Origin of the sequence: Methylobacterium organophilum (assembly GCF_022179465.1) — a bacterium.
Taxonomy (GTDB): domain Bacteria; phylum Pseudomonadota; class Alphaproteobacteria; order Rhizobiales; family Beijerinckiaceae; genus Methylobacterium; species Methylobacterium organophilum.
On the sequence record NZ_BPQV01000005.1, the window covers coordinates 132,388 to 158,013 of the forward strand.

Consider the following 25,626-nt stretch of genomic DNA (forward strand, 5'->3'; position numbering starts at 1 on the left):
CCATGGCCCACGCAAGCGACGTCGATCCGCAGGTCCGCGCCGTGCAGGAGGACCTGCGCGCACGGGGCGTGAAATACGTCATCGGCGCCTATGTCGACATCCACGGCGCGCAGAAGGCGAAGGTAGTGCCGATCGACCACCTCCCGCAGATGGCCGCGGGCTCCGAGCGCTATACCGGCTACGCCCTCGACGGCCTCGGCCAGGCCCCGAACGAGGACGAGCTCGCCTCGGTCCCGGATCTCGCCCGGGTGATCCAGCTGCCCTGGGAGAGCAAGCTCGCCTGGGCGCCCGCCGACCTCACCTTCCAGGGAAAGCCCTACCCGCTCTCGACCCGCGTGGCCCTGAAGAACGTCCTCGCCGAGGCCGAGGCGATGGGCTTCGGCTTCAATCTCGGCATCGAGTGCGAGATCTTCCTGCTGCGCCAGGCGGCGGACGGCTCGCTCCACACGCCCGTGCCCGACGACAAGCTCGTGAAGCCTTGCTACGACGTGCGCGGCTTCGTCGACAACTTCTCCTGGCTCGACAAGGTCGCCACCACCATCAACGATCTCGGCTGGGACCTGTATTCGTTCGATCACGAGGATGCGAACGGGCAGTTCGAATTCGATTTCAACTATGCCGACGCTCTGACCATGTGCGACCGGCTGACCTTCTTCCGCATGATGACCAAGCATTACGCGAAGGAGGAGGGGCTGATCGCGACGATGATGCCCAAGCCCTTCGCCGACCGCACGGGCAACGGCGCGCATTTCAACATGTCGCTCTCGGATCGGGAGACCGGGCGCAACGCCTTCGCCTGCGCGCCGGCGGACGACCCCCGCGGCCTCGGCCTCACCGAGACGGGCTACCATTTCATCGGCGGCGTGCTGCGCCACGGCCGGGCGCTCTGCGCGGCCTTCGCGCCCACCGTGAACAGCTACAAGCGCCTCGTGCGCCAGGGGGCGATGGCCGGCTTCTCCTGGGCGCCGGTGTTCAATTCCTACGGTTCGAACAACCGCACCAATTCGGTGCGCGTGCCGGCCGGCGGCGGGCGCTGCGAGAGCCGCAACGCGGACGGCGCGGTCAATCCCTATCTCGCCGCCGCCCTGGTGCTGGCGGCGGGGCTCGAGGGGGTGCGCGAGCGGATCGATCCGGGCCAGCCCAACGAGGACAATCTCTACGAGCTGAGCGAGGCCCAGCGCCGGGAGCGGGGCATCGCCTTCCTGCCCCAGACCCTGCAGGAGGCCGTGGAGGCCTTCGCCGCCGATCCCCTCGTCGAGAAGACCCTGGGCACGGGCCTGCGGGACGAGTTCATCCGCTACAAGCGCGAGGAGTGGAACGCCTATCATCTCACGGTGAGCCCGTGGGAGATCGAGCGCTACAGCCACCTGTTCTAGAGCCGTCTCCGACCGGATCGCATCGGGTCGGCGGCGCCAGGTCCTCGCGACACCGGACCTTCTTCCGGCGACCCGGTCTCCGCGTCGTCGGGCCACAGGCCAGGGAGCTGCCTCCATGCAGAAAGTCATCGCCTTCGCGAAGACCTCCGCCACACCCTCGACCTACCGGCCGGCCCCGGAGCGCATCCTGGACGGCGATCCCGTCCAGACCGCCACCCTCGTCTTCACCAGCGCGGATGGCCGTTTCTCCGCCGGCACCTGGTCGGCGGAACGGGGCACCTGGCGCGTCGTCTTCACGGAGAGCGAGTTCTGCCACCTGCTCGAAGGCGTGATCGTCGTGACCGACGAAGCCGGCGAGCGGACGACCTTCCGGGCCGGCGACGCCTTCGTCTCGCCGGCCGGCTTCACCGGGACCTGGGAGATCGTTGAGCCGGCCCGGAAGCTCTTCGCCTTCTACGAGTAGCGCCGCGGTGGCCCGGATCCGGCCCCGTTACGGGCCGGCAGGCGCCTCGCCGCGGCCGACGAACGGGATGCCCTCGATCGGGCATTCCTCCGTGCCGACGCTCGAGCGCGTGATCGCCCGCACCGCGTCACGGACACCGTCGGGATCCTCGATCCAGCGCCGGTAGAAGTCGTAGGGGCATTCGGACAGGCCGTGCCGGTTCTCCTTCGAGTTGATCATGCCGGTATAGCCGCGGTGCAGCAGCTTGAAGAGGTGGTTCTCCGACTGGCCATGGGCGCGGAAGTCGCGGATCAGGAATTTCGACAGGGCGGCATACTGGATGCCCATCTCCTCCTCGCCGCATTCGCCCAGCGTCCGGCCGTCGAAGCCGACGATCGCCGAGTGGCCGAAATAGGTGTAGACGCCGTCGAAGCCGGCGGCATTGGCCACCGCCACATAGACGTTGTTGGCGAAGGCCATCGCCTTCGAGATCAGGACCTGCTGTTCCTTGGCCGGATACATGTAGCCCTGGCAGCGGATGATGAGTTCGGCGCCGCGCATGGCGCAGTCGCGCCAGATCTCGGGATAATTGCCGTCGTCGCAGATGATCAGGCTGACCTTGAGCCCTTTCGGCCCCTCCGAGACATAGGTGCGGTCGCCCGGATACCAGCCTTCGATCGGCGTCCAGGGCATGATCTTGCGGTACTTCTGCACGATCTCGCCCTGGTCGTTCATCAGGATCAGGGTGTTGTAGGGCGCCTTGCGCGGATGCTCCTCGTGGCGCTCGCCGGTGAGGGAGAACACGCCCCACACCTTGGCCTTGCGGCAGGCCGCGGCGAAGATCTCGGTCTCGGCCCCGGGAATGGTCGAGGCGGTCTCGTACATCTCGGCCGCGTCGTACATGATTCCGTGGGTCGAGTATTCGGGGAAGATCACGAGATCGAGGCCCGGCAGACCGGCCTTCATCCCGACGATCATCTCGCCGATCTTCTTCGCGTTCTCGAGAACCTCCGCCTTGGTGTGCAGGCGCGGCATCTTGTAGTTCACGACGGCGACGCCGACGCTGTCCTGGCTCGACGAGATATCGCCGTGCATCATCGCATCATTCTCCTGTCCATGTTGTACGGGGATGGCCTCGGGGCACAGGCCCCGAGGCCGGTCCGATCAGTGGCTGATCATCCAGGGCCGGGCCTTCGGGAAGCTCTTGGCCGCGGCGGGGGCGGCCGCCGCCGTCCGGGGCGTGCAGCAGCCGCAGCCGGCCCCGTGACCGCCCGAGCGCCGGGGCGCGTGGCGGCTGCGCTCGTTGGTGGCATGCGCGGCCTTCAGGCCGGGATCCATGCCCGACAGCCGGGGCGCGCGGAGGAAGGCGCGGGGGCTCTGCGCCCCGCAATCCGGGCAATCGTGCGGCTCGCGGAACTCGGCCATCGGCCGCAGGACCGTGAAGGGCCCGCAGGCCTCGCAGGCATAGTCGTAGACCGGCATCTCACAGATCCGGCGAGAGCGGCATCTGGATCGAGCCGTCGAGGAACTTTTGCGGTCCCGCGGCGGTCGGGTTGATGTCGAAATCGAAGATGCCGGTCGGAATCCAGAGGGTCGCGCAGGCGTTCGGGATGTCGACCACGCCCGAGATATGGCCCTGGACCGGGGCGGTGCCGAGGATCGAGTAGGCCTGGGCGCCGGAATAGCCGAACTTCTTCAGGTACTCGATCGCGTTGAGACAGGCCTGGCGATAGGCCACGTGCACGTCGAGATAGTGCTGTTGGCCCCACTCGTCGACGGAGATGCCTTCGAAGATCAGGTAATCGTCGTATTTCGGCGTGATCGGCGACGGCTTGAAGATCGGGTTCTTGATCCCGTACTTGGCCATGCCGCCCTTGATCAGGTCCACCTTGAGGTGGACCCAGCCCGCCATCTCGATGGCGCCGCAGAAGGTGATCTCGCCGTCGCCCTGGCTGAAATGCAGGTCGCCCATGGAGAGGCCGGCACCGGGCACGTAGACCGGGAAATAGATCTTCGAGCCGCGTGACAGATCCTTGATGTCGCAATTGCCGCCATGCTCGCGGGGCGGCACCGTGCGGGCGCCTTCCCCCGCCGCCTTGTCGCGCGCCTCGCCCTTGAGCCGGCCCATATGGGCGGTCGGCCCGAACGGCACGGTGCCGAGCGCCGGCACCCGGTCCGGATCGGTGTTGACGAAGGCGATCTCGCGCTCGTTCCAGGTCGAGAGCAGCTTCGGATCGGGCAGGCAGCCGATCAGGCCGGGATGGATCAGGCCGGGGAAGCGCACGCCGGGCACGTGGCGCGACTTGGTGAACAGGCCCTCGAAGTCCCAGATCGACTTCTGGGCGGAGGGAAAGTGTTCGGTCAGGAAGCCGCCGCCGTTGTTCTTCGAGAAGAAGCCGTTGAAGCCCCACTGGGAATCCGGCTTGGCGCCGATATCGAGGAGATCGACCACCAGGAGATCGCCGGGCTCGGCGCCCTCGACGCCGATCGGGCCGGAGAGGAAGTGGACGATCGACAGGTCGATGTCGCGCACGTCGTCGGCGGAATCGTCGTTCTTGATGAAGCCGCCGGTCCAGTCATAGGTCTCGACGATGAAGTCGGCGCCCGGCTTCACGGTGGCGACCATCGGGATGTCCGGGTGCCAGCGATTGTGCACCATGTCGTTGTCATAGGCCGATTGCGTGAGATCGACCTTGATCAGCGTCTCGGGCATGTCCTTCTCCTCTCGCGTTCAGGGTAGCCGTCGCCGTCCGCGTGTCCGGTGGAACCGGCCGCCGGGTGGAAGTCGGGGATGTCGGCGCCCCGCGGGGCGCCTGCCGGATCTCAGACCGACAGGAAGCGGGCGACCGCGGCCTCGTCGATGCCGGCGCGGGGCGCCTCGTGGACGATCTGGCCGTTCTCGAGGACGAGCACCCGGTCGGCCACGTCGAGGGCGAAGCTCAGCACCTGCTCCGAGACGACGATGGAGAGCCCGCGCTCGTCGCGGATCTTGCGCAGCGTCCGGCCCATCTCGCGGATGATCGAGGGCTGGATGCCCTCGGTCGGCTCGTCGAGGAGCAGCACCTTCGGGTTGCTGGCGAGCGCCCGGGCGATGGCGAGCTGCTGCTGCTGGCCGCCGGAGAGGTTGCCCCCGCGCCGGCCCCGCATCTCCAGGAGCACCGGGAACATGGCGTAGAGATCCTGCGGCACCTTGCGGGCGCCCGTCACGGTCAGCCCGGTCTCGATGTTCTCCTGGACCGTCATGGTCGAGAAGATCATCCGGCCCTGCGGCACGTAGGCGAGGCCCTTCGCGACCCGGGCATGGCTCTTCAGGCCGCCGATCTCCGCGCCGTCGAGGCGGATCGCGCCGGACTTCACCGGCACGATGCCCATGAGGGTGCGCATCAGCGTGGACTTGCCCATGCCGTTGCGGCCCATCACGGCGACGATCTCGCCGGGCGCCACGGCGATGTCGAGCCCGTGCAGCACCTCGCTCTGGCCATAGGCGGCGTGCAGGCTCTCCACGGCGAGGATCGGCCCGGGGGCGGGGAGGGGGGCGATCGGCGGAGCGGCGGCGGCCATCGTCTGGAGCATGATCGCCCTCCCTAGTGACCGAGATAGACTTCGATGACCTTGGGGTCGTTCTTGACCCGGTCCATCGAGCCCTCGGACAGAACCCTGCCCTGGTGCAGCACCGTGACCCGGTGCGCGATGTCCTCGACGAACTTCATGTCGTGCTCGATGACGAGCACGGAGCGGCCCTTGATGATCTGGTTGAGCAGCTCGGCGGTCTTCACCCGCTCGGCCACGCTCATCCCGGCCACCGGCTCGTCGAGCATCAGCAGCTCCGGGTCCTGGATCAGCAGCATGCCGATCTCGAGCCACTGCTTCTGGCCGTGGCTCAGGAACGCGGCGCGGGCCTCGAGGTGATCCTTGAGGAAGATCGTCTCGGCGATCTGGTGGATCCGGTCGCGCACCTCGGCGTCGCGGCGGAAGGTCAGGGCGCCGAAGACCGACCGCCCCCGGGGGAACGAGATCTCCAGGTTCTCGAACACGGTGAGGTCGTCGTAGATCGAGGGCGTCTGGAACTTGCGCCCGACCCCCGCCTGCACGATCGCGCTCTCGGAGAGCCGGGTCAGCTCCTGGCCCCGGTACTTGATCGAGCCGGAGCTCGCCCGGGTGCGGCCGCAGATCAGGTCGAGCACCGTGGTCTTGCCGGCGCCGTTCGGGCCGATGATCACCCGGATCTCGTCCGGATCGACGTAGAAGGACACGTCGTTGACCGCCTTGAACCCGTCGAAGGAGACGGTGAGCGCCTCGACGGCGAGCAGGAAGTCGGGGGCGGCGGGGTCGAGCACGGGCTCGCCGGTCAGGGCCGCGGGAAGCAGGCTGGCGTTCATCGGGTCCTCACTCGGCCGGGGTGCCGTGGGGGGCGATGCCGGGGGGCACGGCGCGCAGGGCTTTCACCCGGCGCAGGAGGCGGGGCTCGACCTGCTCCCGCCACAGGCCGGCGAGGCCGTTGGGGAAGGCCAGCACCAAGGCGATGAACAGGGCGCCGAGGCCGAACAGCCAGAGGTCGGGGAAGCTCTCGGAGAAGCTGGTCTTGGCCCAATTGACCAAGAGCGTCCCCCAGACCGCGCCGAAGAGCGAGAGGCGGCCGCCGACGGCGGCGTAGATCACCATCTCGATGGAGGGCACGATGCCGACGAAGGAGGGCGACATGAAGCCGACCTGCAGGGTGAACATGGCGCCGCCGACCGCCGCGAAGGCCGCCGCCAGGCAGAAGGCGAAGACCTTGAACCCGGCGACCGAGTAGCCGGAGAAGCGGACCCGGTCCTCCTGGTCGCGCATGGCGACGAGGATGCGCCCGAGCTTGGACGTCTTCACGTATTGCGCGGCCAGGATGCAGGCGATCAGCAAGCCGCCGTTGATGAAATACAGCACGAATTTCGCCGCATCCGTTCGGATGTCCCAGCCGTGCAGGGTGCGCAGGTCGGTGATGCCGTTGATGCCGCCGGTATAGCCCTGCTGGCCCACGATCAGGATCGTCAGGATGGCGGCGATGGCCTGGGTGATGATGGCGAAGTAGGTGCCCCCGACCCGGCGCTTGAACATCGCGAACGAGATCACGAAGGCGAACAGGACCGGAATCGCGATCACGAGGATCAGGGTCAGCGGCAGGCTCTTGAAGGGTTGCCAGAACCAGGGCAGCGCCGTGATCTGGTTCCAGTCCATGAAGTCCGGGATGCCGGGCGTCGACTGGATCTTCGTGTTCGCGACGCTCGAAGCCTCCAGCTTCAGGTACATTGCCATGCAATAGCCGCCGAGCCCGAAGAACACGCCCTGGCCGAGCGAGAGGATGCCGGCATAGCCCCAGCAGATGACCAGGCCGAGGGCGACGAAGGCGTAGGTGAGATACTTGCCGACGAGGTTGAGGCGGAAGCCGTCGAGGGCGAGCGGCAGCACCACCAGGATCACGCCGGCGAGCACCAGGAGGCTCAGCCACTCGACCGGCTTCATGAAGGGGTTGTCGTTGACGGTCACCGCCTTCGACAGGTTCTGGACGGGGTTCGTCATCGCGGGCGGCCTCCTCAGCGCCGGACTTTCAGGGTGAAGAGGCCCTGCGGCCGCAGCATCAGGATCACCACGACGGCGAGCAGGGTGAGCACCTTGGCCATCGAGCCGGAGAGGAAGAACTCGAGCGTCGATTGCGTCTGCGAGATCGAGAAGGCCGAGGCGATGGTGCCGACCAGGCTCGCGGCGCCGCCGAACACGACGATCAGGAAGGTGTCGACGATGTAGAGCTGGCCCGAGGTGGGTCCCGTCGAGCCGATCATCGTGAAGGCGGAGCCGGCGACGCCGGCGATGCCGCAGCCGAGCCCGAAGGTGAGGCGGTCGACCCGGTCGGTGTCGATGCCGACGGCCCCCGCCATCGTGCGGTTCGCCATCACGGCCCGGATCTGCTGGCCGAAGCGCGAGCGGAAGATCAGCAGGGCGACGCCGAGGGTGATCAGCGCGGTGACGCCCATCACGAACAGGCCGTTGATCGGCACCTCGATCGTGTCGGTGACCTGCACCGATCCGATCAGCCAGGACGGGAGCTCGACGCCGACCTCGCGGGCACCGAACAGCGAGCGGTAGGCCTGCTGGAGGATCAGCGACAGGCCCCAGGTGGCGAGCAGCGTGTCCAGCGGCCGCTTGTAGAGGTGGCGGATGAGCGCCCATTCCACCAGCATCCCGAGGGCGCCGGAGGCCAAGAAGGCGAGGCCCATCGCGACGAAGAAATAGGCCGGGAACAGGACCGGCAGATGCGCCTGGAAGAAGGACGAGCACAGATAGGTCATGTACGCGCCGAGGATCATGAACTCCCCGTGCGCCATGTTGATCACGCCCATCTGGCCGAAGATGATCGCCAGACCCAGCGCCATCAGCACGTAGACCGAGAACAGGATCAGGCCGGCGAAGCCCTGCATCGCGAAGATCGCGCCGAGATCGCCGAGGGAATAGTCGCCGAACATGCTTGTCGAGCTTCCGCTGTGAGCAGGGGCGGAGGGCGATCGTCCTCCGTTTCGTCGCGCGGCATCTCCCGAACACCCCTCCCCCGGAGAGGGGAGGGGGGCTCGCGTGCGATCACTGGTAGCCCTTCGGGAACGGGTCGGGCTTGATCAGCTCGGGGCTGGTGTAGACGATCTCGAACTGACCGTCGGTCTTGGCGCGGCCGACCCGGGTCTTCGACCAGAGGTGATGGTTCGGGTCGATCCGCACATAGCCTTCCGGGGCGCCCTTGAACTCGACATCGGCCGAGGCGGCGGCGATCTTGTCGACGTCGAAGGAGCCGGCCTTCTCGACGGTGAGCTTCCACAGGAACGGGCCCAGATAGGCCGCCTGGGTGACGTCGCCGATGACGGTCTTCTCGCCCCACATCTTCTTGAAGGCGGCGACGAAGGCCTTGTTGTTGTCGTTCTCGATCGACTGGAAGTACTTCATGCAGGCATAGGCCCCGGCGATGTTCTCGCCGCCGATGCCGTCGATCTCGTCCTCGGTGACCGAGATGGTCATCAGCACCTGCTTCGACAGGTCGATACCGGCCGCCTTGAGCTGCTTGTAGAAGGCGACGTTCGAGCCGCCGACCACGTCGGCGAAGATCACCTTCGGCTTCGTTAGCTTGATCTTGTTGATGACCGAGTTGAACTGCGTGTGGCCGAGGGGGAAGTATTCCTCGCCGACGACCTTGCCCTTGAGCACGTTCTCGACGTGCTTGCGGGCGATCTTGTTCGAGGTGCGGGGCCAGATGTAGTCCGAGCCGATGAAGTAGAAGGTGTCGCCGCCCTTTTCCTTGTGCACCCAGTCGAGCCCGGCGAGGATCTGCTGCGTCGCCTCCTGGCCGGTATAGATGACGTTCTTCGACTGCTCGAGGCCCTCGTAGAAGGTCGGGTAATACAGCATGCCGTTATACTGCTCGAAGACCGGCAGCACCGCCTTGCGCGAGGCCGAGGTCCAGCAGCCGAACACCGCCGCGCACTTGTCGTTGACGAGGAGCTTCTTGGCCTTCTCGGCGAAGGTCGGCCAGTCGGAGGCGCCGTCCTCCTGGATGATCTTGATCTTGCGGCCGAGCACGCCGCCGGCCGCGTTGATCTGCTCGATGGCGAGCTTCTCGGCCTGCTGCGCCCCCGTCTCCGAGATCGCCATCGTGCCGGTCACCGAATGCAGGATGCCAACCGTCACCTCGCTGTCGGTGACGGCGAGGCCCGTGGTGTTCACGGCCGAGGTCGGTGCCGCCGCGGCGGCGTTGCGCCCCATCAGGGCGAGGGCCGGGGCGGCGGCGAGGCCGCCCGCCAGGCCCATGAGCAGCTTGCGCCGCAGCGGCGAGTGCAGGCCGCCATCCCGGCCCGGATCCGTCTTGTCTGCCATCGTGCCTTCGCGTCCCTGGTTCCGGCACGGTGCGGCCGGTGCGACGCAGTCAGGCTAGGGGCGCGGGTGCAGCGCAGCATATACGCTGTTTTGCGTATGTCGCGGCCCGGGATGTGCAGGCAGGGTCGGCCGCTGTCTGGCGGCGCGAAGCATCCGTGCCGCGATGGGGAACGATGTGGGGGCTGTTCCGGGAGTGCCGCGCGCGCGCAGATCTTGCGATTCCTCCGCATCCTGCTGCGCCACCTCACCTGGCATTGTAGCGACGGGGCTCGAATCCAGTTCTGGTCGCCAGCGCATCATTCCGATTCGACGCGATTACAATCGGCTCGTCGCCGACGAGACCCTCGAGGACTACGCCCTCCGCTTCACCGCCAAGAAGGCGCGGCGCTGGACGCCGGGGCAGGTCGCGCTGACGGCGCTGGGCTCGATCTCCTTCCTGGCGCTCGAGGCGATCGGCGGCACCCTGGTCCTCACCGCCGGCTTCACCAACACCCTGGCGGCGGTGGTGGCGACCGCGCTCGTCATCTTCGCCACCGCCGCGCCGATCACCGTCTACGCCGCGCGCTACGGCGTCGACATGGACCTGCTGACCCGGGGAGCGGGGTTCGGCTATCTCGGCTCGACCCTCACCTCGCTGATCTATGCGAGCTTCACGTTCCTGTTCTTCGCCATCGAGGCGGCGATCATGGCGCTCGCCCTGCAGCTCTGCTGCGGGCTGCCCCTCGGCCTCGGCTACCTCGTCAGCGCAGGCGCGGTCATCCCGCTCGTGGTCTACGGCATCCGCCTGATCAGCCGCTTCCAGATCTGGACGCAGCCGCTGTGGCTGATCCTCAACCTGCTTCCGGTCGCGGCCATCCTGGCGAAGGGGACGCTGCCCTTCGAGACCCTCGCGGCCTTCCCCGGCCTCGGCCCGGAGGCGACGGCGGGCTTCGACGTCCCGCGCTTCGGCCTCGCGACGGGCGTGCTCCTGGCGCTGCTGGCGCAGGTCGGCGAGCAGGTCGACTTCCTGCGCTTCGTGCCGCCCCCCGAGGGCGGCCGGCCGGACCGGCGCTGGTGGTTCGCGGTCCTGGCGGGGGGCGCGGGCTGGATCGTGCCGGGCGTGCTCAAGATCCTGCTCGGCGCCAGCCTCGCCTATCTCGCCCTGCGTCAGGGGGTGCCGCCCGAGCACGTGGCCGAGCCGACCCAGATGTACGCGGTGGCCTTCGGCACCGTCACGGACTGGCGCCCGGCGGTGCTCGTGCTCGTCGGCGTCTTCATCGTGCTCTCGCAGTTGAAGATCAACCTGACCAACGCCTATGCAGGCTCGATCGCCTGGTCGAACTTCTTCTCGCGGCTGACCCACAGCCATCCCGGGCGGGTGATCTGGCTGGTGTTCAACGTGGTGATCGCCCTGCTGCTGATGGAGCTCGGCATCGACAAGACCATCGCCAGCACGCTGCCGCTCTACGCCGTCGTCGTCGCCTCCTGGGTCGGCGCGCTCGCCGCCGACCTCGCGATCAACAAGCCCCTCGGCCTGTCGCCGCCGGGCATCGAGTTCAAGCGTGCCCATCTCTACGCGGTGAACCCGGTGGGCACGGGGGCGATGATACTGGCCCTGACGATCGGCTGCCTCGCCCATCTGGGCGTCCTCGGGCAGGCCCTCCAGCCCTTCGGCCCGCTCCTCGCCCTGGCCTGCGCCTTCATGGGCGCGCCCGCCATCGCCCGGCTGACCGGGGGACGCTACTACCTGGCCCGTCCGCCCCAGACGCGCTGGTCCTCCGGCGAGATCGTCTGCCGGGTCTGCGAGCTGCCGTTCGAGCATGAGGACATGGCGCATTGCCCGGCCTACGGGGCGCCGATCTGCTCCCTCTGCTGCTCCCTCGATGCCCGCTGCGGCGACCAGTGCAAGCCGCACGGGCGGCTCGAGGCCCAGGCCCAGGACCTGATCGGCCGCGTCCTGCCCGCCCGCACCGCGGTCTGGATCGGCGCCCCGCTCGGGCGCTATCTCGCCCTGATGCTGACGCTGGTCTCGGTGACCGGCCTCATCCTCGGCATCGTGCAGGCGGGCGCGACGCTGGCCCATCCGGAGCAGGGCGAGGTTCTCCGGGCGGCCCTGCTGAGCGTGTTCTTCATCCTGGTGGTGATCCTGGGCATCGTCAGCTGGCTCTTCGTGCTCGCCCAGGAGAGCCGGCGGGTCGCCCAGGCCGAGACGCGGCGGCAGACCGCGCTCTACGAGGCCGAGATCGAGGCCCACAAGATCACCGACGCGAAGCTGCAGGCCGCCAAGGAGAGCGCCGAGGCCGCCAACCTCGCCAAGAGCCGCTACGTGGTCGGCATCAGCCACGAGCTGCGCACGCCCCTCTCGGCGGTGCTCGGCTACGCCCAGCTCCTCGAGAGCGATCCGGCCATCCCGGCCCCGCGCCTGAACGGCATCCGGGTGATCCGGCGCAGCGCCCAGCACCTCTCGGGGCTGATCGACGGCCTGCTCGACATCTCCCGCATGGAGGCCGGGCGTCTGCAGATCCACCGCAACGAGATCCGCCTGGGCGATTTCCTCGACCAGCTCGCCGACATGGTCCGGCTGCAGGCGCAGGAGGCGGGGCTCGCCTTCCGCTTCACGCGGCCCGACACCCTGCCGGCCATCGTCGCCACCGACGAGAAGCGCCTGCGCCAGGTGCTGCTCAACCTCCTGTCCAACGCGATCAAGTTCACCGAGCGCGGCGAGGTCTCCCTCGGCCTCAGCTACCGCAACCAGGTCGCGCTGTTCACGATCCAGGATACCGGGCCGGGCATCCCCGAGGCCGATCTGCAGCGCATCTTCGAGCCGTTCGAGCGCGGCTCGACCCCGGCGGCCCGCAACGCCCCGGGCACCGGCCTCGGGCTGACCATCGCCAAGCTCCTGGCGCAGGTGATGGGCGGGGAGATCGACGTCACCAGCGAGGTCGGGCGCGGCACCTGCTTCCGCCTGCGCCTGATGCTGGCCTCGGTGACCCGCCCGGCGAGCCCCGGGCTGGCGCTTCCGGGGGCGGAGGCCTCGCCGGCGGCCTTCGCGGGACCGCGCCGCGTCGTGCTCGTGGTCGACGACGACCCCGCCCACCGGACCCTGATGCGCGAGATCCTCGAACCGTTCGGGCTGATCGTGCTGGAGGCGGCCTCCGGCCCCGACTGCATCGCCGTGGTCCAGCGCCAGACGGTCGACCTGCTGCTCCTCGACATCGCCATGCCGGGCATGACGGGCTGGGCCGTGGCCAAGCACCTGCGCGAGACCGGCTTCGGCGGCCCCATCGGCATGGTCTCGGCCAATGTCCACGAGATCAGCCCGATCCGCGGGGCGGACGCGCCCCATGACGCGATCATCGCCAAGCCCTTCGACCTGCGCGACCTCCTGGAGCAGGTCACGAGCCTTCTTGGCCTCGAAGCCCCCGCCCCGGCGCCTGCAAGCCGCCCCCCCACCGCTTCGGAGCCGCGGAGGCCGGCCCGCGAAGCGGTGGCGAGCCTCGCCCCCCGGCACGTGGCCGAGCTGCTGCGCCTCGGCCGCATCGGGCATGTCCGCGGCATCGCGGCGAAGCTCGCGGAGCTGGACCATGATGGCGCCGCGCCGCCCGAGCTCGTCGCGCAGCTCCGCGGCCTCACGGAGAGCTACGACCTGCGCCGCTACCTCCAGATCCTGCACGACCTGCAGCGGGCCGACGCGGACCATGTCTGAGGCCCATCGCGACATCGTCCTCGTCGTCGACGATTCGCCCGACGCCCTCGGCATGCTGACGGAGGCGATCGAGCGCACCGGCGCCACCGTCCTGGTCGCGGTCGCGGGCGACCTCGCGCTCGCCCTGGTCGACGAGCTCACGCCCGACGTGATCCTGCTCGATGCGGTGATGCCGGGGATGGACGGGTTCGAGACCTGCCGGCGCCTCAAGCGCAAGCCGCACCTCGCCGACGTGCCGGTGATCTTCATGACGGGCCTGTCGGAGACCGAGCACATCGTGAAGGGGCTGGATGCCGGCGGGATCGACTACATCACCAAGCCGATCGCGCCCGACGAGCTCCTGGCCCGCATCCGCGTGCATCTCACCCGGGCCCGGCTCGCCCAGAGCGCGCGGGCGGCCCTGGATACGCTGAACCGGACGCTGCTCGCCGTCTCGGCGGAGGGACGCGTGCTGTGGTCCACGCCCCAGGCCGGACGCGTCCTCGCCGCCTTCGCGACCGCGGACGCGCCCCCCGGGACCGCCCCCAACCTCGCCCCCGGACTGCCCCCGGGCGCCGTGGCCTGGCTGCGCGGCTGCCTCGCGGGCGCCACGGCCGCGCCCTTCCCCTTCGCGGATGCGGCGGGCGCCCGACACACCCTGAGCTTCATCGGACGCACGGCCGACGAGATCCTGCTCAGGCTGGCGCAGGACAACCCTTCCTCGGGGCCGGAGCGCCTGCGCAGGACGCTGCCGATCACGAGCCGCGAGGCCGAAGTCCTGTTCTGGCTGTCGCGGGGCAAGTCGAGCCGGGACATCGGCGAGATCCTGACCCTCAGTCCGCGCACCGTGACGAAGCATCTGGAGGGGATCTACACGAAGCTGGGGGTCGAGAACCGGACCGCGGCGTCGCTCATCGCCAGGAAGCAGCTCGAGGACGGCGACTGAGCCCGGACCGCGCGCGGACCGACGGCATACAGGCGACAAGAACTTCCAACCACCAAGTGGGTAATCAGGAATATCCCGCAGCGGTCGAAACTTCTTCCTCGGGATACGCGTACGCATGCGCCGAAGGGGAATGCTCACTGAATAAACAGGAGCATCCGATGCGCCTTTTGATCACCACGGTACTGTTCTTTGCTGCTTTCGCTCGCCCGTCGCTCGCCCAGGACCCGCAAGACGCCCCATCGGTGACGCCCGAGCAACGGAGATCCGTCAGCGACGAGCGGGCCGCGGAGATCAGGGCCGTCCTGGCCCAGGCCCGGAAGCGCCAGGAATCCGTCGATCGCCAGAACACGGATCTCTGGGCGCGCTGGACCCATGCCGTCTGCATCGGATGCGATCCGACCCCGAAGGGGCTGCGCATCGTGCACACCTACCCGCACCGCGTCCTGAAAGGCATTCCCGCCGCCGAGGACGACCGGCGCGAGCGCCTCGGCCTGCGGATCTAGACCGGCGAGGCCGCCGGCGGGCGACCCGGAGCGGTCGTCAGGTGATCTGGCGCCGCACCAGTTCGGCGAACAGGCCGTTCTTCTCCATCAACTCGGCATAGCGGCCCTGCTCGGCGATGCGGCCGGAATCGAGCAGATAGATCCGGTCGGCATTCTGGATGGTCGAGAGGCGATGGGCGATGACGATGCGGGTCACGTCGAGCCGTTCGAGGCCGTCCGAAACGATCTGCTGGGTGCGGTTGTCGAGGGCGCTCGTCGCCTCGTCGAAGAGCAGGATGCGCGGCCGGCGCACGATCGCCCGGGCGATCAGCAGGCGCTGGCGCTGCCCGCCGGACAGCAGGGCGCCGTCCTCGCCCACGAAGGTGTGCATCCCCATCGGCATCGCCCGGATGTCGTCGTCGAGGCCGGCCATGCGGGCGGCCTCCCAGGCATCCGCCTCCAGCAGGGGAGCGCCGCTCAGGATGGCGTCCTTCAGCGTGCCGCCGCTGGCGCGGCTGCCCTGGAGCACCACGCCCATCTGGCGGCGCAGGCTCCGCTTGTCGAGGCCCGCCATGTCCTGGTCGTCGAAGAAGATCGAGCCGCTCGCCGGGCTCTCGAAGCCGAGCAGCAGGCGCAGCAGCGTCGACTTGCCCGAGCCCGAGGTCCCGACGATGCCGACGAACTCCCCCGGCCGCACGGTGAGCGAGACGCCGTCCAGCACCAGCGGCCCCTCCGCCTGATAGCGGAACACCACGTCGCGGATCTCGATGCCGCCGCGCAGATCCGGCGCCGCCCCGCGGCTGCCCGAAGCCTCCGGGATTGCCTGGAGCAGCGGCGCGGCGCGCTCGTAGAGCGGGCGCAGGGACAGGAGCGCGGGGAGCGCGCCGCCCAGCGACAGGGTGGCGGCCATGAACTGCCCGTAGGCGGCGTTGAAGGCGATGAAGCGGCCGAGGCCGATCTCCACGCCGCCCAGCCCGATGATGCCGATCATGAGCGCGGTGCCGGCGATGCCGAAGGCGGTCCCGAATGCCGAGAAGCCCGCCGCGACCCCGTGCTGGCGGAAATCCAGCCCCCGCCGCTCGATGAAGAGGCTGGCCCAGCGGGCGAAGCCCCGCGCCTCCGCCCCAGCGACCTTCAGCTTGGCGATGCCCTGGATCAGCTGCAGCGCGAGGGCTTGCAGGCGCCCCTCCGCCGCCAGGGCCTGCCGCTTCCAGGCGAGGACGCGCAGATTGACGAGGACCATGACGGTGAGCTCGATCAGCACGAGCCCGATCGCCACCAGGGCCAGACGCCACTCGTAATAGACGATCAGGGCGAGGCTCGAGACGGAGAAGACCGCCGAGAGCAGGGTCCCGATCACCGTGCCGCTGATGGCGTCCCGCATCTGGTTGATCGCCGAGGCACGCAGGGCGAGGTCGCCGGCGGCGTAGGTTCGGAAGAACGAGGCCGGCAGCCGCAGCAGGCGATCCCACACCGCCCCTTCCAGATCCACGTTCAGGAGCGTGGCGAGGCGCAGGAGGACGAAGCTGCGGACCAGCTCGAACACGATGGCGCCGAGCCCGAGGGCGGCGATGCCGGCCGTCAGCTGGAGCAGTTCCGGACGCGAGGAGGCGGGGATGACGGTCTCGAACAGGATCTCCGTCGCGATCGGCATCACCAGGCTCAGGGCGCTGCTCGCCAGCCCGATGACCAGCACGGCGAGGAGGAGCGGCAGCGCCAACGGGCTCGCGAAGCGCAGCAGGCCGCGCCCGTCGATGGGCGCGTCCGGCAGGCGGCGCTGCAGCACGTAGCCGTGATCGGCGAGTCCGGCCGCGACCCGAGCGTCGACCCGGCGGCGGGCGCCGTTCCACCAGACCCGGTAGCCGCCCTGCCATCCGGTCCCGGCGATCAGCGCGACCGGCGCCCCGTCATCCGCACGGAAGCCGAGCATCGCCTGGCCGCCCTTGTGCCACCAGCCATCGGTGAGACGGACCCGGCGGGGGCGCGTGCCGGCCCAGGCGGCGAGGGAATCGATCCGGCTCTCCAGAGGCGCCTCCGCCTCGGGGGCGGGCGGGGAACCGGAGGGAAGCGCGACGCCGCTCGCGACCGCGACGGCGCGGAAGGCCCCTGCGAGGGAGGAGCCCGCGGACGCGTCCCGGCCGCTCTCCGCCAGGAGGGGTTCGATCGTCGCCGCGAGCACGGCCTGGTCGTGGCGGGCCTTGCCCGCGATGAAGGCGGCCTCGGCGGCATCGGCCTCCGCGAGGCGCGCGGCAAAGGCTCGGGACAGGCGCGCCTGATGCGCGGCGAAGGCCTGTGCGAGCCCGCCCTCCGCGGCGAGCCCTGCGCTGCTGCGCCCGAGGACGGTCGCGCCCTGCTCCGACGTGATCCCGCCGATCGCGGCCGCGACCGGAACGGGCGGATCGCCGAGACGACAGGGATCGGCGCCCGGCAGCCCGGTGGCGACCGCACCTTCGATCACGTCGATCCAGAGCAGGCCCTCGGCGGGGCGGGCGACGCGATCGGGCTCGACGGCGCCGGTGCCTTCCTCGAGAAGCCCGGCCTGGCCGGCGGGCGGCGTCTCCAGCACCCGGGCGATCTGCCGGAGCCACCGCTCCATGGCCGCGATCGCCGCGGGATCCGCCGCCTCCAGCGCCGCCAGGAACGGCTCCGGCGCGACGCACGAGAGGCGGGCGCCCTCCGCCGGAAAGGCGAGCAGGCGCAGCCCGCTCTCGTCCCCTTCCAGCGGAAGGGCGATGTCGCCCGCCTCCAGGGTGAGAAGCCGCCGGCGGCCGGCCTGACCGGGCCGGTCGAGATAGAGGACCGCCGAGCCCTCCTCGAGGCGCAGGCCGCTCCCTTCGAGAGCGACCGCCGACCGCCCGTCCGCGGTGACGGGTTGCCCGGCGATCCGATGAGCGGGCTCATGCAGCACGGATCAGCTCCGCGTAGGTTCCGGCCCCGTTCCGCATGGCTTCGTGCCGTCCCCGCTCGACGACGCGGCCCCGCTCGAGGACGAGGATCTCGTCGCAGTCGCGGATCGCACTGAGACGATGGGTGACGAGGAGAACGGTGCAGCCGCGCCGGCGCAGATTGTCCAGGATGGCCTGCTCGGTCACGGCATCGAGCGCCGAGGTCGCCTCGTCGAGGACGAGGATGCTGGGCTCCAGGGCCAGGGCGCGGGCGATCTCCAGGCGCTGGGCCTGACCGCCGGACCAGTTGGCGCCCCCCTCGCTGACGGGCGCATCGTAGCCGCCGGGCCGGGCGGCGATGGTCTCGTGCAGCTCCGCGTCGCGGGCCGCATCCAACAGGCTCCGCTCGCCGACGCGCTCGTCCCACAGGGTCAGGTTCTGGCGAACGCTGCCTTCCATCAGCACGATCGACTGGTCGACATAGGCGATCGAGGCGCAGCGGATGCCGGGGGGCACGCGGTCGGCCGCGATGCCGTCGAAGGCGATGCTGCCGGACCAGGGATCGGCCAGGCCGACGAGGAGGCGGGCGATCGTCGACTTGCCGCTGCCCGACGGACCGACCAGGGCGATGCGCGCCCCCGGGGCGACCGAGAGGGAGAAGCCTTCGACCAGGGGGGGATCGAGGGGGTTGTAGCCGTAGACGAGATCCCGGATCTCGATCGCGCCGGTCAGCCGGCGCGTGGGCACGGCCTCGTTCGCGGCGACGGGCCCTTCGTCCGCGACGACGCGGCGATCGAGGGGATAGCGCAGCACGTCGTCGACCCGCTCCATCGCGACCCGCAGCTCCCGCATCTCGGAGGCGATGCCGACGAGGCCGCCGACCTGGGCGAGGAAGCTCGACAGCACGGTCTGGAAGGCCGCGAGGGTCCCGACGGTGATCAGCCCGTCCATGGCGCGCAGGCCGCCGATCCCGAGGATCGCCGCCATGGTCAGCGCCCCGAGGGCCTGGGGGACGAGGCCGAGGAGCTGCATCGGCACCTGCATCTCCCGGATCGCGTTCATGGTCCGGGCCTGTCCATTGGCCCAGCGGGTCATGAAATCGTCCTCGGAGGCGGTGGCCTTCAGGGTCTCGATGGACTGGATGCCGTTGATCGAGAGGCTGCCGAGCGTGGCCTGCTCGCGCATCACGCTCCTGGCGGCGTTCTCCTGGCGCCGCGCGACGAGGCGCGTGAAGACGATGTTCGCGAGCGCCAGGGCGAAGCCGATCCCGGCCAGGACGGGATCGTAGGCCAGCATCAGCCCCCCGTAGAACAGGGTCGCGAGGCCCGTGACCAGCAGGGCGGAGACCTGGCTGCCGATGAGGTCGCAGGCCCGTTCCGTCATGTGCAGGCGGCTGACGACGTCGCCGGCGTAGCGCTGGGCGAAGAAGCCGGGCGAGAGCCGCAGGAGATGCCAGGTCAGCCGCAGGCCGAGGGACAGGCTGAGCTTCCACTGCAGCCGCGCCAGGAAATAGCCCTGCAGCCCGCTCAGGAGCCCGCTGAGGAGGGCCGCGAAGGCCAGGCCGAGGATCAGGGGACGGATCCAGTCGGTCAGATGCCGGACGAGGATGTCGTCGACGAAGATCTTGGTCGCGGCCGGCACGAACACGCCGGGGATCAGGGCCGCGACGCCGGCGAGCACGAGGAAGGCCACCGCACCCCAGGAGGGCGCGAGCTCGGTCCGGATCGCCTGCCAGATGTCGGGGCGCCGGCCCGAGGGCGCGAAGGCGGCGCCCGGGCTCATGGTCAGCATCACGCCGGTGAAGGCGCGGCTGAAGGCCTCGTGGGTCACCGTGCGCGGGCCCGTCGCCGGGTCGTTGAGGTAGACGACGTCGCGGCCGATGCCCTCCAGCACGACGAAGTGGTTGAATTCCCAGAACAGGATCGCCGGCAGCGGCTTGCCCGCGAGCAGGGCGGGCTCCGTGCGCCAGCCTTCGGCCTCGAGGCCGTAGCGGCGCGCGGCCTGGACCAGGTTCCTGGCCTTGCTGCCGTCGCGGGAGACGCCGCAGGCCACCCGCAATTCCTCGAGCGGCACCCACTTGCCGTGATGGGCGAGCACCATGGCGAGGCAGGCGGCGCCGCATTCCACCGCCTCCATCTGCAGGATGGTCGGCACGCGCCGGCGCGGGATCCGCGGGAAGCGCAGCGGCCTGGCGGCGGTCATAGCCCGAAGAACCTGCGCAGGGCCGGCACGAACAGGCTGATCGGCCGGCCCGACCGGACCGTGACCTCGCCGGTCAGCGGCGTCGTCGAGGTCAGCTCGACGCTCGCGCCGCGCGCGGTCGTCCAGGCGTAGCTCTCCGGCCCGCCCGGGCCGGGGGCCAGGCTGATGACGAGCTGCAGCGGCGGTCCCTTGCGCGTGAACAGCCGCGCCAGATCGCTGTTGCCGAGGCGGAAGGTCAGGGCGCTCTCGTTCTCCGGGCTGTCATCGACCTGGATCACGGTCCCGAGCAGGCTGCCGTATTCCTCCTTCTTGGCCACGGAGGGCGACAGGCGCACCTCCATGCCGCGGCGGATCTCCTTGCCGCTGTCCGCGGGCACGTAGAGCAGCGCCTCCAGGCGCGGCCCGCCCTTCTCGATCACCATCAGCTTCTGGCCGGCGGCGACGAGCGCGTGGTCGTTGACCTCGTTCGTGGTGATCACGCCGTCGGCCGGCGCCGCCACCGTGGTGGCGAGCTGCTTGCTCAAGGCGTGCTGATCGCGCTGGCCCTCGGCGTCGCGCACCTGCCGATCGAGGGCCGCGAGCTCCTGATCGGATTGGTGGCGCAGCGACAGGAGCGTCGCATCCAGGGACAGGAGATCCGTGCGGGCCCGGGAGATCGATTCCTGGGCCGCGAACAGGCGCTCGCGGGCCTCGATGACCCGCTCGGACTGCGTCAGTCCCTTGGATTGCAGGAACTCGCGCTGCTGCAGGAGCTCGTTCAGGGCGCTCGCCCGCGCCTGGCCCAGGGCGATGGTCTCCTGCAGGGCCTCGCGCTTGCGCTGGGCGGCGATGGTCTCCTTGGCGAGATGGTCGTCGAGCCGCGCCGCGAGGGCGATGCGCTGCGCCTTGAGCTGGGTGACCCGCGCATCGACGTCGCTCAGGCGCGCCACGTCCTCCGGCGCGCTGAGCGCGGCGATCAGCTCGCCCTTCTTCACGCGGTCGCCGCGCTGCCGGTAGCTGTCGATCCAGCCGCTCTTGGGGGCGTAGACGCCGACGAAGGCCCCGCCGGCCGGGACCAGCAGGCCCTGTCCGCTCACCGTGGTGCGGTAGCTGCCGAAGCAGGCCCAGCCCAGGCAGCCGCCGATGATGACGAGGGCGACGCTGAGCGCGGCCCAGCCGAGGGGCGAGGTGACCTTCACCATCTCGTCGAGGCGGTTCGGCCCGGCCAGGCTGTCGAGGGCTTCCTTGCGATAGAGGGCCGTCGTCATCGAACGGATCCGCAACGCCTGAAATGGATCATGTCACCGTGCTTCATGCGGGGCCGCGCGGCGTCATCGCGCGGAAGCGGCAGCGCAGACCGTATCGGGCGAATACTTAACGCCCCGTCCTCATCGGAAGGGGGCGGGTGAGGACCGCCCGGGCCGGAGCAGCGGCACGGGCACGGCGGCCAGGAGGCGCCGTGCCCGAAAGGAGCAGAGACGGCGGCCGGGCGAGGGGCCCGGTCGCCTCGATCTCAGGCCGCGCGCACGGTGGCCAGGAAGTGGGCGACCTCGGCCGAGAGGCGCTCGGACTGGCGCGAGAGCTCGGAGGCCGAGGACAGCACCTGGTTGGCCGCCGCCCCCGTCTCGTCCACCGCCTGGGCCACGCCGGCGATGTTGGTCGTCACCTCGCCGGTGCCGCTGGCGGCCTGGGCCACGTTGCGCACGATCTCCTGCGTGGCCGCGCCCTGCTGCTCCACGGCAGCCGCGATCGAGGCGGTGACCGTGTCGATCTCGCGGATGCGATTGGTGATCCCGCCGATCGCGTCCACCGCCTGATCGGTCACGCCCTGGATCTCGCCGATCTGGCCCGCGATCTCCTCAGTCGCCTTCGCGGTCTGGTTGGCGAGCTCCTTGACCTCGGCGGCCACCACCGCGAAGCCCCGGCCCGCCTCGCCGGCCCGGGCCGCCTCGATCGTAGCGTTGAGGGCCAATAGGTTCGTCTGGCTGGCGATGTTGGAGATCAGGCCGACCATGTCGCCGATCCGCGTCGAGGTCGTCTTCAGCGCCTGGACGAGGCGTGCGGTCTGATCGGCCTCGCCGACCGCGTTCTGCGCCAGAACGGCCGAGCCCTGCACCTGCCGGCCGATCTCCTGCACCGAGCTGCCGAGCTCCTCGGCGGCAGTCGCCACGGTTCCGACGTTGGAGGCGGCTTCCTCCGCCGCGGCCGCCACCGTAGTGGACTGGTGGGCGGTGTGCGTGGCGGTGCTCGTCATCTGCTGGGCGGTCGCCTGCAGCTCGGTCGCGGCGGACGAAACCTGGCCGACGATGGCCCCGATCGCGGCCTCGAAGCCGTCGGCCATCTGCCGCATGCCCGCCTTGCGCTGCTCCTCCGCCGAGGCGCGGTTGGCCTCGGCCTCGATCTCGAGGGCGCGGATCCGGACGAGATTGTCCTTGAAGATCTGCGCCGCCTGCGCGGTCTCGCCGATCTCGTCCTTGCGCTCCACGAACAGGATCTCCGTGTCCGTGCGGCCCTCCGCGAGCTGCATCAGGATGGCGCCGATCCGCTTGATCGGCCGCGCGACGTTGCCCATCATGAAGAACGCCGAACCGATGATGGCCAGCAGGACGAGCAGACCCGAGCCGAGACCGATCCGGCTCGCCAGGCTGGTCTGGTCCGACACCGCCTCCGTGGCGGCCTGGGTGAACCGCTCGGCATTCACGCGCGACTCCTCGATCACCCGTTCCGCCTTGCCGGCGACCTCGCGCACCTTGGCATCGGCGCGGGCGGCGGCGGCCGGGTCGGGGGAGCGGTGCGTGGCCCCCTCGAAGGCCTCGGCCGAGCGGGCGATCTCGCCCAGGGCGACCTGCGTCTCCTGAAGCACGCCGGGTTTCAGGGCGATACGGATCGGTTCGTCGAGCCCGCGGGCGGCCGTCTCGGCACGCTTGCGGATGGCCGCCAGGGCGGCGGCGGCGTCCTGGGCGCTGCCGGACACGATCGTCCGGTAGTCCAGGAGAATCTGGCTGAAGGCGAGCTGCGCCGCCGAAACCCCGCTCAGGATCGTCTGCTCGCGCCCGACCGCCGCGATGCCGTCGAGGACCGCGCGGTTGCTCAGCCACTGGTTGACGATCATCCCACCGACGAGCACGCCGGAGACGGCGGCAGATGCTGTGAGCTTGGTCCCAATTCTCATAGGTTTCGTTCCAATCACCGCCCGTTGATGCGCATATAATCATGTATTTCATTGATTAACTTGTGGTTTAAATGATTTTAAATTGTGTGAATTTTTATAAATTCATCTTTGAATTGCAGAATGGAGCGGGACGCCTGCTTGGGATAGCCAGACGCTGCTTCGAGTCATCGTCTCGAGGCCCTCTCTGATCGAACCGCCCCCCCTTTTGACGGGACCGAAGGCGCGGGAGGGCCGATCGTCACTCCGGCCCAGAGGGTGTCGCCGGAACACCCCTCGCCGGCACACCGTCCTGACAACCTCGTGAGCGGACCGGCCCGGGGGAACGAAAGGAGGCCGTCGGCTGTATCTGCCCCGCCGATCCCGCGTCCGGATCGCATGAAGGGGCGAAGGCCATGGATGCTGGACCGCGCGCGCGTTCGGAGGCCGCCCAGGCCCGGCCCGCCGTCGTCGCCACGGCGCTGGGCGCCCTCGGCATCGTCTACGGCGATATCGGGACGAGCCCGCTCTACGCGCTGAAGGAGACGGTCCGGGCCGCCGGGGCCGGGGAGGCGCTCTCGCGGGAGGCCGTCCTCGGCTCGGTCTCCCTGATCCTGTGGTCGCTCGTCCTGATCGTGGCGCTCAAATACGCCATCCTGATCCTGCGGGCGGACAACCGGGGGGAGGGCGGCATCGTCGCGATGCTGGCGCTGCTCGGCGCCCGCCACGCCCGGCCCGGCTCCCGGCAGGCGCTCCTGCTCGTGGTCGGGCTGGTCGGCGCAGCTTTGCTCTACGGCGACGGGGCGATCACGCCCGCCATCTCGGTGCTCTCGGCGGTGGAGGGCCTGAAGGTCGACGCCCCGGCCCTCGCGCCCTTCGTGGTGCCGATCACCCTCGTCATCCTCATCGGCCTGTTCTCGGTGCAGCGGAAGGGCACGGGCTTCATCGGCCGCATCTTCGGTCCGGTCATGCTGGTCTGGTTCGCCGTGATCGGCGCCATCGGCCTCCTCGGCATCGCGGCCGATCCGGCGATCCTGCAGGCCCTGAACCCGCTCCATGCCCTCGGCTACCTGGTGAAGGCCGGCCCCGGCACCGCCTTCGCCATGCTGGGCGCCGCCTTCCTCGCCGTCACCGGCGGCGAGGCGATGTATGCCGATCTCGGGCATTTCGGACGGCTGCCGATCCGGCTCGCCTGGTTCACGATCGTGCTGCCGGCGCTCGCCCTGAACTATCTCGGCCAGGGCGCGCTGCTGCTCGCGGACCCCGCCGCCGCGGACAACCCCTTCTTCCAGCTCGCCCCGGCCTGGATCCACTATCCCCTGGTGGCCTTCGCGACCCTCGCCACCGTGATCGCCTCGCAAGCGATCATCTCCGGCGCCTTCTCCCTGACCCAGCAGGCGATCCAGCTCGGCTTCTTCCCGCGCCTGCGCATCACCCACACGGCGAGCCACGAGGAGGGCCAGATCTACGTCCCGATCGTGAACTGGCTGCTGGCCCTGGCGACGCTCGGGGCGGTGCTCGCCTTCCGCTCGTCGGACGCGCTGGCCGGCGCCTACGGCATCGCGGTCTCCCTGCTGATGGTCATCACCACCGTGCTCGCCACCCTGGTCGCCCTGCACTGGGGCTTCAACCCGGCCCTGGTGCTGGCCACCAACGGCGCCTTCCTGCTGGTCGATCTCACCTTCTTCGGCGCGAACAGCCTGAAGCTCCTCGAGGGCGGCTGGTTTCCCCTGGTGCTGGCGGCCGGCGTCGCCTTCCTGATGCTGACCTGGCGCCGGGGCATGCAGCTGGTCGAGGCGGCGCGCCGGGAGATCCGGATGCCGGAGGCCGACTTCCTCGCCCGGATCGAGGCCAAGCATCTGCCGACCGTGCCCGGCACGGCGGCCTTCCTGACCGCGGCGGAGGAGGGCGTGCCCCTGCCGCTGATGAGCTTCGTGCGCCACGTCCACGCGATCTACGAGCGGGTGCTGATCGTCACGATCCGGAGCGAGGACGTGCCCTATGTGCCGGCGGGCGAGCGGGCGCGGGTCGTGCCGAGCACCGATCGAATGAGCCGGGTGATCCTGTCCTTCGGCTTCATGGAGAAGCCGCAGGTGCCCGAGGGCATCCGCTGCGCGGCCGAAGCCGGCCTGCTGCCGGGAATCGACCCCGACGCGATCAGCTACTGCATCGGCCGGGAGACGGTGATCGCCTCCGACGCGCGGCCGGGCATGACGGGCTGGCGCGAGGAGATCTTCGCCCTGATGCAGCGCAATGCGGAGGAGACGGCGAGCTATTTCTGCATCCCGCCGCGCCGGGCCATGGAGGTCGGGACGGAGATCGAGATCTGACCGGCGCGTAGGCCTGCCGGGGCCTCACGCGCCTGCCGGAAGCGGCCTTCATCTGGGCCGAAACAGGCACGGAAGCGACCGCCACGCGTCGAGAGCGGCCGCCAGCGACTGTTCAACAGCGATTTTCATGAGATATCGACAAATAAAGCGGTATGATAGTGCGGCCCATTCTTCGCAAAAATCGACGCAAAATCCTTCATTTAAATAATTCCAATCTGTGATTTTTCTGCCACTGCGCCCCGGAACATCGGCTTTACATGGCGCTCACGGCAGAGGGCATTG

18 protein-coding genes are annotated in these 25,626 nt (G+C 69.6%); 6 read left to right on the forward strand and 12 right to left on the reverse strand.

Translation table 11 applies throughout. The features are described 5' to 3' along the window. Positions 1–2 precede the first annotated feature (2 nt). Entirely contained in the window at positions 3–1,376 is a 1,374-nt protein-coding gene (gene glnT / locus MFF21_RS10275) for a type III glutamate--ammonia ligase (RefSeq protein WP_238311057.1), read from the forward strand. Between the two features lie 115 nt (positions 1,377–1,491). Next, the gene (locus tag MFF21_RS10280; RefSeq protein WP_238311058.1) at positions 1,492–1,839 is read left to right on the forward strand and encodes a cupin domain-containing protein; all 348 of its coding nucleotides are present in this window, start codon (positions 1,492–1,494) and stop codon (positions 1,837–1,839) included. Positions 1,840–1,866: 27 nt separating this feature from the next. Here the strand turns inward: MFF21_RS10280 and MFF21_RS10285 are convergent, their stop codons facing one another. The 8 genes from MFF21_RS10285 to urtA all read right to left on the reverse strand — a co-directional run bounded on the left by MFF21_RS10285 (position 1,867) and on the right by urtA (position 9,708). Beyond that, a complete protein-coding gene (locus tag MFF21_RS10285; protein WP_238311059.1) occupies positions 1,867–2,916 on the reverse strand; it encodes an aliphatic amidase in 1,050 nt (349 codons plus the stop codon). Positions 2,917–2,982: 66 nt separating this feature from the next. Beyond that, positions 2,983–3,300 (reverse strand): FmdB family zinc ribbon protein, encoded by a 318-nt coding sequence (locus tag MFF21_RS10290; RefSeq protein WP_238311060.1) that lies wholly within the window; start codon positions 3,298–3,300, stop codon positions 2,983–2,985. A gap of 1 nt (position 3,301) precedes the next feature. After that, entirely contained in the window at positions 3,302–4,531 is a 1,230-nt protein-coding gene (gene fmdA / locus MFF21_RS10295) for a formamidase (protein WP_238311061.1), read from the reverse strand. 110 nt (positions 4,532–4,641) lie between these two features. Then, on the reverse strand, positions 4,642–5,331 hold the full coding sequence (urtE, locus tag MFF21_RS10300) for an urea ABC transporter ATP-binding subunit UrtE (RefSeq protein WP_238311244.1): 690 nt from the start codon (positions 5,329–5,331) through the stop codon (positions 4,642–4,644). Positions 5,332–5,402: 71 nt separating this feature from the next. Next, positions 5,403–6,197 carry an urea ABC transporter ATP-binding protein UrtD gene (gene urtD / locus MFF21_RS10305; protein ID WP_238311062.1) on the reverse strand — a complete coding sequence of 265 codons (795 nt, stop codon included), beginning with the start codon at positions 6,195–6,197 and terminating at the stop codon, positions 5,403–5,405. A gap of 7 nt (positions 6,198–6,204) precedes the next feature. Next, positions 6,205–7,374, reverse strand: a complete 1,170-nt coding sequence (gene urtC, locus MFF21_RS10310) for an urea ABC transporter permease subunit UrtC (RefSeq protein ID WP_238311063.1) — start codon at positions 7,372–7,374, stop codon at positions 6,205–6,207. 14 nt (positions 7,375–7,388) lie between these two features. Further along, on the reverse strand, positions 7,389–8,315 hold the full coding sequence (gene urtB / locus MFF21_RS10315) for an urea ABC transporter permease subunit UrtB (protein WP_238311064.1): 927 nt from the start codon (positions 8,313–8,315) through the stop codon (positions 7,389–7,391). Between the two features lie 112 nt (positions 8,316–8,427). Beyond that, positions 8,428–9,708: an urea ABC transporter substrate-binding protein gene (gene urtA / locus MFF21_RS10320; RefSeq protein WP_238311065.1), complete on the reverse strand. Its 1,281-nt coding sequence runs from the start codon at positions 9,706–9,708 to the stop codon at positions 8,428–8,430. A gap of 502 nt (positions 9,709–10,210) precedes the next feature. Between urtA and MFF21_RS10325 the strand changes: the two genes are divergently transcribed. From MFF21_RS10325 to MFF21_RS10335, 3 genes are all read left to right on the forward strand, one after another. Continuing rightward, positions 10,211–13,393: a hybrid sensor histidine kinase/response regulator gene (locus MFF21_RS10325; RefSeq protein WP_238311245.1), complete on the forward strand. Its 3,183-nt coding sequence runs from the start codon at positions 10,211–10,213 to the stop codon at positions 13,391–13,393. Next, entirely contained in the window at positions 13,386–14,318 is a 933-nt protein-coding gene (locus MFF21_RS10330) for a response regulator transcription factor (RefSeq protein ID WP_238311066.1), read from the forward strand. Before MFF21_RS10325 ends, MFF21_RS10330 begins: the two co-directional genes overlap by 8 nt. A gap of 158 nt (positions 14,319–14,476) precedes the next feature. Then, entirely contained in the window at positions 14,477–14,821 is a 345-nt protein-coding gene (locus MFF21_RS10335; RefSeq protein WP_238311067.1) for a hypothetical protein, read from the forward strand. Between the two features lie 37 nt (positions 14,822–14,858). Here MFF21_RS10335 and MFF21_RS10340 read toward each other — a convergent pair whose 3' ends face one another. The 4 genes from MFF21_RS10340 to MFF21_RS10355 all read right to left on the reverse strand — a co-directional run bounded on the left by MFF21_RS10340 (position 14,859) and on the right by MFF21_RS10355 (position 23,038). Beyond that, the gene (locus tag MFF21_RS10340) at positions 14,859–17,708 is read right to left on the reverse strand and encodes an NHLP bacteriocin export ABC transporter permease/ATPase subunit (RefSeq protein ID WP_238311068.1); all 2,850 of its coding nucleotides are present in this window, start codon (positions 17,706–17,708) and stop codon (positions 14,859–14,861) included. Then, entirely contained in the window at positions 17,698–19,887 is a 2,190-nt protein-coding gene (locus MFF21_RS10345; protein ID WP_238311069.1) for an NHLP family bacteriocin export ABC transporter peptidase/permease/ATPase subunit, read from the reverse strand. The genes MFF21_RS10340 and MFF21_RS10345 overlap by 11 nt, the downstream gene beginning before the upstream one ends. Beyond that, entirely contained in the window at positions 19,884–21,134 is a 1,251-nt protein-coding gene (locus tag MFF21_RS10350; RefSeq protein ID WP_238311070.1) for an NHLP bacteriocin system secretion protein, read from the reverse strand. Before MFF21_RS10350 ends, MFF21_RS10345 begins: the two co-directional genes overlap by 4 nt. Positions 21,135–21,379: 245 nt before the next feature. Then, the gene (locus MFF21_RS10355; protein ID WP_238311071.1) at positions 21,380–23,038 is read right to left on the reverse strand and encodes a methyl-accepting chemotaxis protein; all 1,659 of its coding nucleotides are present in this window, start codon (positions 23,036–23,038) and stop codon (positions 21,380–21,382) included. Between the two features lie 392 nt (positions 23,039–23,430). Between MFF21_RS10355 and MFF21_RS10360 the strand changes: the two genes are divergently transcribed. Then, positions 23,431–25,344 (forward strand): potassium transporter Kup, encoded by a 1,914-nt coding sequence (locus MFF21_RS10360; protein ID WP_238311072.1) that lies wholly within the window; start codon positions 23,431–23,433, stop codon positions 25,342–25,344. Positions 25,345–25,626 lie beyond the last annotated feature (282 nt).

Coding starts and splice junctions, on each gene's coding strand:
- glnT (WP_238311057.1), top strand. CDS start 3: ATGGCCCACGCAAGCGACGTCGATCCGCAGGTCCGCGCCGTGCAGGAG.
- MFF21_RS10280 (WP_238311058.1), top strand. CDS start 1,492: ATGCAGAAAGTCATCGCCTTCGCGAAGACCTCCGCCACACCCTCGACC.
- MFF21_RS10285 (WP_238311059.1), bottom strand. CDS start 2,916: ATGATGCACGGCGATATCTCGTCGAGCCAGGACAGCGTCGGCGTCGCC.
- MFF21_RS10290 (WP_238311060.1), bottom strand. CDS start 3,300: ATGCCGGTCTACGACTATGCCTGCGAGGCCTGCGGGCCCTTCACGGTC.
- fmdA (WP_238311061.1), bottom strand. CDS start 4,531: ATGCCCGAGACGCTGATCAAGGTCGATCTCACGCAATCGGCCTATGAC.
- urtD (WP_238311062.1), bottom strand. CDS start 6,197: ATGAACGCCAGCCTGCTTCCCGCGGCCCTGACCGGCGAGCCCGTGCTC.
- urtC (WP_238311063.1), bottom strand. CDS start 7,374: ATGACGAACCCCGTCCAGAACCTGTCGAAGGCGGTGACCGTCAACGAC.
- urtB (WP_238311064.1), bottom strand. CDS start 8,315: ATGTTCGGCGACTATTCCCTCGGCGATCTCGGCGCGATCTTCGCGATG.
- urtA (WP_238311065.1), bottom strand. CDS start 9,708: ATGGCAGACAAGACGGATCCGGGCCGGGATGGCGGCCTGCACTCGCCG.
- MFF21_RS10330 (WP_238311066.1), top strand. CDS start 13,386: ATGTCTGAGGCCCATCGCGACATCGTCCTCGTCGTCGACGATTCGCCC.
- MFF21_RS10335 (WP_238311067.1), top strand. CDS start 14,477: ATGCGCCTTTTGATCACCACGGTACTGTTCTTTGCTGCTTTCGCTCGC.
- MFF21_RS10345 (WP_238311069.1), bottom strand. CDS start 19,887: ATGACCGCCGCCAGGCCGCTGCGCTTCCCGCGGATCCCGCGCCGGCGC.
- MFF21_RS10350 (WP_238311070.1), bottom strand. CDS start 21,134: ATGACGACGGCCCTCTATCGCAAGGAAGCCCTCGACAGCCTGGCCGGG.
- MFF21_RS10355 (WP_238311071.1), bottom strand. CDS start 23,038: ATGAGAATTGGGACCAAGCTCACAGCATCTGCCGCCGTCTCCGGCGTG.
- MFF21_RS10360 (WP_238311072.1), top strand. CDS start 23,431: ATGGATGCTGGACCGCGCGCGCGTTCGGAGGCCGCCCAGGCCCGGCCC.